The organism is Parahoeflea olei (genome assembly GCF_001703635.1).
Classification (GTDB): Bacteria; Pseudomonadota; Alphaproteobacteria; order Rhizobiales; family Rhizobiaceae; genus Hoeflea; species Hoeflea olei.
In genome coordinates, this window is sequence record NZ_LQZT01000049.1 from 88,732 (window position 1) to 96,101 (window position 7,370).

The 7,370-nt window shown below is 70.4% G+C and carries 6 protein-coding genes and 1 pseudogene; all 7 read left to right on the forward strand.

Features of this window, described 5'->3' with window-relative positions; translation table 11 throughout:
* Nucleotides 1-803 precede the first annotated feature (803 nt).
* The 7 genes and pseudogenes from AWJ14_RS20280 to AWJ14_RS22930 all read left to right on the forward strand — a co-directional run bounded on the left by AWJ14_RS20280 (nt 804) and on the right by AWJ14_RS22930 (nt 7,308).
* Entirely contained in the window at nt 804-2,324 is a 1,521-nt protein-coding gene (locus tag AWJ14_RS20280) for a DNA-packaging protein (protein ID WP_245304391.1), read from the forward strand.
* A 53-nt stretch (nt 2,325-2,377) separates the two neighbouring features.
* Complete coding sequence (locus AWJ14_RS20285; RefSeq protein ID WP_066183850.1) at nt 2,378-3,001, forward strand: class I SAM-dependent methyltransferase; 624 nt, start codon at nt 2,378-2,380, stop codon at nt 2,999-3,001.
* A 98-nt stretch (nt 3,002-3,099) separates the two neighbouring features.
* On the forward strand, nt 3,100-3,393 hold the full coding sequence (locus tag AWJ14_RS20290; protein ID WP_066183853.1) for a Dabb family protein: 294 nt from the start codon (nt 3,100-3,102) through the stop codon (nt 3,391-3,393).
* A 103-nt stretch (nt 3,394-3,496) separates the two neighbouring features.
* Nucleotides 3,497-4,675, forward strand: a complete 1,179-nt coding sequence (locus tag AWJ14_RS20295) for a phage portal protein (RefSeq protein ID WP_066183856.1) — start codon at nt 3,497-3,499, stop codon at nt 4,673-4,675.
* Between the two features lie 73 nt (nt 4,676-4,748).
* Complete coding sequence (locus AWJ14_RS20300) at nt 4,749-5,069, forward strand: DUF6107 family protein (RefSeq protein ID WP_066183859.1); 321 nt, start codon at nt 4,749-4,751, stop codon at nt 5,067-5,069.
* Between the two features lie 268 nt (nt 5,070-5,337).
* Nucleotides 5,338-5,808, forward strand: a pseudogene (locus AWJ14_RS22925) (HK97 family phage prohead protease); the annotation flags it as partial.
* Nucleotides 5,809-6,051: 243 nt separating this feature from the next.
* Nucleotides 6,052-7,308: a phage major capsid protein gene (locus AWJ14_RS22930; RefSeq protein WP_066184185.1), complete on the forward strand. Its 1,257-nt coding sequence runs from the start codon at nt 6,052-6,054 to the stop codon at nt 7,306-7,308.
* Nucleotides 7,309-7,370 lie beyond the last annotated feature (62 nt).

Here is a 7,370-nt window from a genome sequence, read left to right on the forward strand (position 1 = left end):
CCGGCGTGACGGCACGCCCGGTGGCGTGGGCCGTCAATTCGGATGGCGCGGTAGTGGCCGCGCGACGGCCATTTCGGAGGGTGTGGCGGTGGACCCCGGATCAAGTCCGGGGTGACGGAAATTGAAAGTCGGCGGGGTGACGGACATTGAGGGGTGCCGGGGTGCCGGACATCGAGAGGTGCCGGGGTGCCGGAGATCGAGAGGCGCCGGAGTGACGGAGAATGAGGGGTGCCGTGGTGCCGGAGAATGAGGGGTGCCGTTGCGGCGACAGCGGCCTCAGGGAAGCGTCGCGTATCGACGAGCGTGTTTGACGCGGATGCCTCTGCACCCGTCATGCCGGACTTGATCCGGCATCCAGGGCGGAACGACGGGTGCCCGGCCCTTTGACCTTGAGGCGGCCGGCGTGACGGCGCGCCCGGTGGCGTGGGCCGCCAATTCGGATGGCGTGGTAGTGGCCGCGCGACGGCCAATTCGGAGGGTGTGGCGGTGGACCCCGGATCAAGTCCGGGGTGACGGGAATTGAAAGTCGGCGGGGTGACGGACATCGAGAGGTGCCGGGGTGCCGGAGATCGAGAAGTGCCGGGGTGCCTGAGATCGAGAGGCGCCGGAGTGACGGAGAATGAGGGGTGCCGTTGCGGCGACAGCGGCCTCAGGGACGCGCCACGTATCGACGAGCGTGTTTGACGCGGATGCCTCTGCATCCGTCATGCCGGACTTGATCCGGCATCCAGGGCTGGCCGGGACGGACCATGGTTGGGCCAGAACACCGGCAGATACAAAACAGGCGGCGGAAAGGATCGGGCATGATCGTGCGGTCGATGGCTTTGGCGCTGGCCGCCGGGGTTTGGGCGCGGCCGGCGCCGTTTGGCGTGCGGTGGGCGCCGACCTCGGCCTGCCGGGCCGTGGCGGCGCCGGCGCTGGTGCGCGGGGCGCGGGTGCTGACGGATGCATCTGAGTTCGAAGAGGCTGCCGGGGCGGCGCTGGCCGGGGCGGTGCTGAAAGGAGCGGGGCCGGGCGACGTCGAGGGCGAAGCTGCGGGTGACGCCGGCGGTCTGGTTGCCGCCCATGTCGGGGCGCTCGATGACCGGTGGCTCGCCGCGCATGCGCGGGACTGGCGGCTTCTGGCGCGGCCGGAACAATTGCCGCCCGAGGGCGATTGGCGCACCTGGTTGTTGATGGGCGGACGTGGATCCGGAAAGACCCGCGCGGGCGCCGAATGGGTGCAGGCGCTTGCTTCCGGCGACATGCCGGGGCTCGGCCGCGACGGCCGCATCGCGCTGGTGGCGGAGACGTTCGGCGACGCGCGCGAGGTGATGATCGACGGGGTGTCGGGCATTCTAGGGGTGGCGCGGGAAGACCGGCCGAGCTTCGAGGCGACGCGGCGGCGGCTGGTCTGGCCCTCGGGTGCGGTGGCGCAGATGTTTTCGTCCGAAGACCCCGAAAGCCTGCGCGGGCCGCAATTCGACCTCGCCTGGTGCGACGAGCTCGGCAAATGGCGTCATGCGCGCGAGACCTGGGACATGCTGCAGTTCGCGCTGCGGCTCGGCACCGCGCCCAGGCAACTGGTGACAACGACGCCGCGGGCGACGCCGCTGATGCTGGCGCTGGTCAAGGACGCGGGCACGCGGGTGACGCGGATTCGCACCGAGGACAATGCGGCGCATCTGGCGGCGGGGTTTTTGGACCAGGTCCGCGCCCGCTATGGCGGCACCCGGCTCGGGCGCCAGGAACTCGACGGCGAACTGATCGCCGACCGCGAGGACGGGCTGTGGCGGCGCGAGCAGATCGAGGCTATTCAGGTGCGCGCGCACGGGCCGCTTGGGCGCATCGTCGTCGCCGTCGACCCGCCCGCTTCCGGGGAGGCCAAATATTCCTGCTGCGGCATCGTTGCCGCCGGGCTCGATGCGGAGGGACGCGCGGTGGTGCTGGCTGACGGCTCGGTCGAGGGCGCGAGCCCGAGCGGCTGGGCCGGGGCCGTGGCGCGGCTCTACCGGCGCTTCGATGCCGACTGCGTGGTGGCCGAGATCAACCAGGGCGGCGACATGGTGGCGAGCGTGCTGAGGACCGTCGAGCCGTCGCTGCCGGTCCGCACCGTGCGCGCCGCGCGCGGCAAGTGGCTGCGCGCCGAACCGGTGGCAGCACTCTATGAACAGGGCCGGGTGGTGCATGCCGGCCATTTCGCGGCGCTCGAAGACCAGATGTGCGATTTCGGACCGGACGGGTTGTCCTCCGGCCGCTCGCCCGACCGGCTCGACGCGCTGGTCTGGGCGCTCACGGAACTGATGCAGGGCCCGCGCGGCGAGCCGCAGGTGCGGCATTTGTGAGGGGGCGCGGAATCGGACAGGGTTGCGGAGGCAAGAGCGGCGAAAGGACAGGCATGGACACGGACAGCGGCGCGCGGGCCGAGCGGGTGCTCGAAGGCTATGCGGCGGCGGGCGCGGACTGGATCGCGCGCTCCGACGGGCTCGACCCGGAGCGGATCTATGCGCCGGTCCTCGATTTCCTGCCGGGGATGCCTGCAACGGTGCTCGATCTCGGGGCCGCGACCGGGCGCGATGCGGCCTGGCTCGCGGGGCGCGGGCATCAGGTGACCGCGGTCGAGCCGGTGGCGGAGCTGAGGCGCGCCGGGCAGCGGCTGCATCCCGACTGCGCGATCGACTGGGTCGACGACCGGCTGCCGGCCCTCGAGCGGTTGGGGACCCGAGGATTTGGCCTGGTGCTTGCCAATGGCGTGCTGCATCACCTCGACGCAGATGCGCAAGGCCGTGCGTTGATGCGCATGGCGGAGCTGACCGCGCCCGGCGGGCTGGCGATCGCCGCCCTGCGGCACGGGCCTGCGCCGGCGGACCGCCCGGGCTGGCCGGTCGATGTCGAGGCTCTGCTCGCCGTGGCACAGGCGGGTGGCCTGGCACTCGCGCGGCGGGTGGATAAGGGCTCGATCCAGCCGCAGAACTGGGCGGTGGGCGTGACCTGGACCTGGCTCGCGCTGGCGCGGGCGTGACCGGGTGCGGCATTTGTGAGGGAGATGCGCTTCGCCTGTTGCCATTCGGCGGCGAAGGGTGAATCAGGATCACGCACTCAAGACTGAAAGGACCCCGCATGATTCGCCATATCGTGTTTTTCAGCGTCAAGGATGGGGAGGATCGCAACCGCGTGGAGGAGGGGCTGAAGATGCTCGCCGCCACGCCGCATGCGCGGTTCTTCGAGATCGGGCGCAATCTCAATCATGACGCCATCTCGGCGCCGGTCGATTTCGTGGTCTATGGCGAGTTCGAGGACGAGGCGGCGCTCGCCGCCTACAAGGCCGATCCGCTGTACCAGCGCTCGATCGACGCGGTGCGGCCGATCCGCGAACTCCGGATCGCCGCGGATTTCGTGAGCGCCGCCAAGTAGCGGCAGCCGCGCCGGCGTGACCGGCAGACATTTGGACATGTGTACACCCCGCCGGGTCGCCTCGGCGGGGTTTTTGATTCCGGAGCTTGGAAAGGGCCAAAGCATGGCAATGAGATTTCGGCTTCCCTTCGCCCGCGCGCGCAGCCCCGAACCGCCCGCCGCGAAAGCCTGGCTGCCCGGCGCGATCGCGGCGCTGTCGGGCGAGGGCGATGCGCGCTGGAGCGGGCGCGGCTACCAGGCGCTGGCGCGCGAGGGCTTCATGCGCAATCCGGTGGCGCACCGCGCGACCCGGATGATCGCCGAAGCCGCCGCCTCGGTGCCTTGGCTGGTGTTCGACGGCGGGCGCGAACAGGAGCGCCACCCGGTGATCGACCTGCTCAACCGGCCCGACCCGAACGGCGCCGGCGACGGCTTTTTCGAAACGCTCTACGGCCACCTGGTGCTGGCGGGGAACGCCTGGGTGAACCCGGTCGATGCCGGCGGGCGGCTTGCGGGGCTGCAGCTCCTGAGGCCCGACCGGATGCGGGTGATCGAAGGGCCGGATGGCTGGCCGGTCGCCTATGAGCACCAGGCGGGCGGACGGCGCCAGCGCTTCGCGGTGACGCCCGAGGAGGGGCCGGGGCTTTTGCATTTGAAGCTGTTCCATCCGCTCGACGATCACCTGGGCTTCGCGCCGCTGGAAGCCGCGCTGATGGCGCTCGATCTGCACAATGCGGCGATGGGCTGGAACAAGGCGCTACTCGACAATTCCGCCCGGCCGTCGGGCGCGCTGGTCTACCAGCCCAAGGACGGCGGCAACCTGACGCCGGAGCAGTATCAGCGGCTGAAGGCCGAACTCGAGGACGGCTACCAGGGCGCGCGCCGCGCCGGGCGGCCGCTGCTGCTCGAGGGCGGGCTCGACTGGAAGGCGATGGGGCTCACGCCGCGTGACATGGATTTCATCGAGGCCCGCAACGGGGCGGCGCGCGACATTGCGCTCGCGCTCGGCGTGCCGCCGATGCTGCTCGGCATCCCTGGCGACCTGACCTATGCCAATTACCAGGAGGCCAACCGCGCCTTCTGCCGCCTGACCGTCTTGCCGCTGGTGGCGCGCACGGCGCAGGCGCTGACCGCCTGGCTGCGGCCGGTCTACGGCGCGGGGCTGAAGATCGACTTCGACGCCGACCGGTTGCCGGGGCTCGCCGCCGAGCGCGATGCGTTGTGGGCGCGGGTCGGGGCTGCGGATTTCCTGAGCGACGAAGAAAAACGGGAAGCTGTGGGATATCAAGGTGTTACGGAGTGAATCGGACTCATATTCCGAGCCAGTTGAATCAGATTGGCAAGCCGGGCGGCGAATGCGTCAAGGAGGTGGGACGATGCAGGGCATGGAACCGGAGCCGGCGTGGCTCGCCGTGCGGATCGCGGGCGCGGTGGCGGGCGCGCTGGTCTCGCTCGTCTACATGATGCCGAAAAGCGCGCGCGAGGCGGTGGCCCGGGCGATCGCCGGGGTGATCTCGGGCCTCGTGTTCGGCGCGCCGGCGGGGGCGGCGCTCGCCGGCTGGATGGGCGTGAGCGAGGCGATGTCGCCCGACGAAATCCTGCTCTCGGGCTCGGCGGCGGCGAGCCTCTCCGCCTGGTGGGCGCTCGGCGCGCTGGCCCGGATCGCCGCGCGGGCGGGGCGGGGGCGGGATGGTTAGAATTTCCCCGCGCTTTGACACGGCAGGACGAGCGCGGAACCTCTGCCTCCCCCTTGAGGGGAGGCGGGCGATTGACTCGGCGAAGCCGAGACAGAGCCGGTGGGGGTAGCGATCTAACCATCTGCATCAGTGCGTGGGGCGCTTACCCCCACCCCAACCTGGCTCGCGTCACGCGCCGCTCCCCGTCCTACGGACCCCCTCAAGGGGGAGGGGCTTCGGGCCGCCGGCCTCCCATCAACTTCGAAGTCACTTTAGGAAAGGACACCCCATGACCGCCAAGGCATTGCCGGGACGGCAGCACAAGCGCGTCGATCTGGCGCTTGAGGATGTGAGCGGCGACGGCCGTTTCTCGGGCTATGCGAGCCTGTTCGGCGCGGTCGATCTCGGCCGCGACGTGATCGAGCCAGGCGCGTTCGCGGCCTCGCTCAGGCGCCGCGGGGCGGGTGAGGTGCGCATGCTCTACCAGCACGACCCCGAGCAGCCGATCGGCCGCTGGCTGACGATCCGCGAGGACGCGCGCGGCCTGCATGTCGAGGGCAAGCTCGCGCTCGGCGTGGCCCGCGCCCGGGAGGTGCATGAGCTGATGAAATCCGGTGCGCTCGACGGACTGTCGATCGGTTTCCAGACCGTGCGCGCCCGCACCGAGGCGAAAAGCGGCGTGCGCCGGATCCTGAGCGCCGATCTGTGGGAAATCTCGGTGGTGACCTTTCCGATGCAGCCGGGCGCGCGTGTGACCGCGGTCAAGGCCGCACCGGACACGCCGCGCGCGCCGACGGTGCGCGACCTCGAACGCCGGCTCACGCGGGATGCGGGGCTGACCAGACGCCAGGCGCGCGGGCTGATTGCCCGCGGCCACGGCGCACTTTCGGCCGGGCGGGATGCCGCGCCGGAGGATCTCGAACGCCTGGAGACGAGCCTGCGCGCGCTGACCGGCCGGCTGCTCGCCTCCACCTCCGAAATCACGTCACGGAAAGGACGACCCATGAACCAGCATTCCAACCCGCACGCCGGCACACGCAGCGGCCGCGCGCCCGAGACCAAGGGTATCGACGCCGATGTCTCCGCAGCCTTCGAGGACTTCATGACCGCCTTCGAGCGCTACCGGGAAAGCAACGACACGCGGCTCGCGGAGATCGAGCGGCGCGGCGCCGCCGACATCCTCACCGAGGAGAAGGTGGCGCGCATCGATACGGCGCTCGACGAGCAGAAACGCGCGCTCGACGCGCTGATGGTCAAGCGCGCGCGGCCCGATCTCGGCCGCGGCGGTGCGCCGGGCCCGGTGCGCCAGGCCTTCGATGCCTATGTGCGCCGCGGCGACGAGGCCGGCCTGCGCCAGGGTGAACTCAAGGCGATGGCGGCGGGCTCCGACCCCAATGGCGGCTATCTGGTGCCCGACGAACTCGACACCGAGATCGGCCGCAGGCTGTCCGAACTCTCGCCGATCCGCTCGATCGCGACGGTGCGGCAGGTCTCGGGCGCGGTGCTGAAGAAGCCATTCGCGCTCAATGGCATGGCGACCGGCTGGGTCGGCGAGACCGACGCCCGGCCGCAGACGGCGACGCCGCAGCTGACCGAGCTGCAGTTTCCGACCATGGAGCTCTACGCCATGCCGGCGGCCACCGCCTCGCTGATCGAGGATGCGGCGCTCGACATCGAGGGCTGGATCGCAGCCGAGGTGGAAGCGGCCTTCGCCGAACAGGAAGGCGCGGCCTTCGTGAACGGCGACGGCGCCAACAAGCCGCGCGGCTTCCTCGACTACACCGCGGTAACGGACGCGACCTGGAGCTGGGGCAATCTCGGCTTTGTCGCCACCGGTGCGGCGGGCGGCTTCGGCACCGATCCCTCCGACCGGCTGGTGGAACTGATCTATGCGCTCAAGGCCGGGTACCGGCAGAACGGGCGCTTCGTGATGAACCGCAAGACCCAGAGCCAGATCCGCAAGTTCAAGGATGCCGACGGCAACTATCTGTGGATGCCGCCGGCGGGTGCGGGCCAGCAGGCCTCGCTGATGGGCTTTCCTGTGGTCGAGGCCGAGGACATGCCGGATATCGCGGCGGGGTCGCTGTCGCTCGCCTTCGGCGATTTCCGCCGCGGCTATCTGGTGGTCGACCGCACGGGGGTGCGCATCCTGCGCGATCCCTATTCGGCCAAACCCTATGTGCTGTTCTACACCACCAAGCGCGTGGGCGGCGGGGTGCAGAATTTCGAGGCGATCAAGCTTCTGAAATTCGCGGCCTGACGGAGAGGCGGTCAGGAGGACCCGGCGGGAGCGATTTCGCCGGGGCCGCTTACGATCTTCTA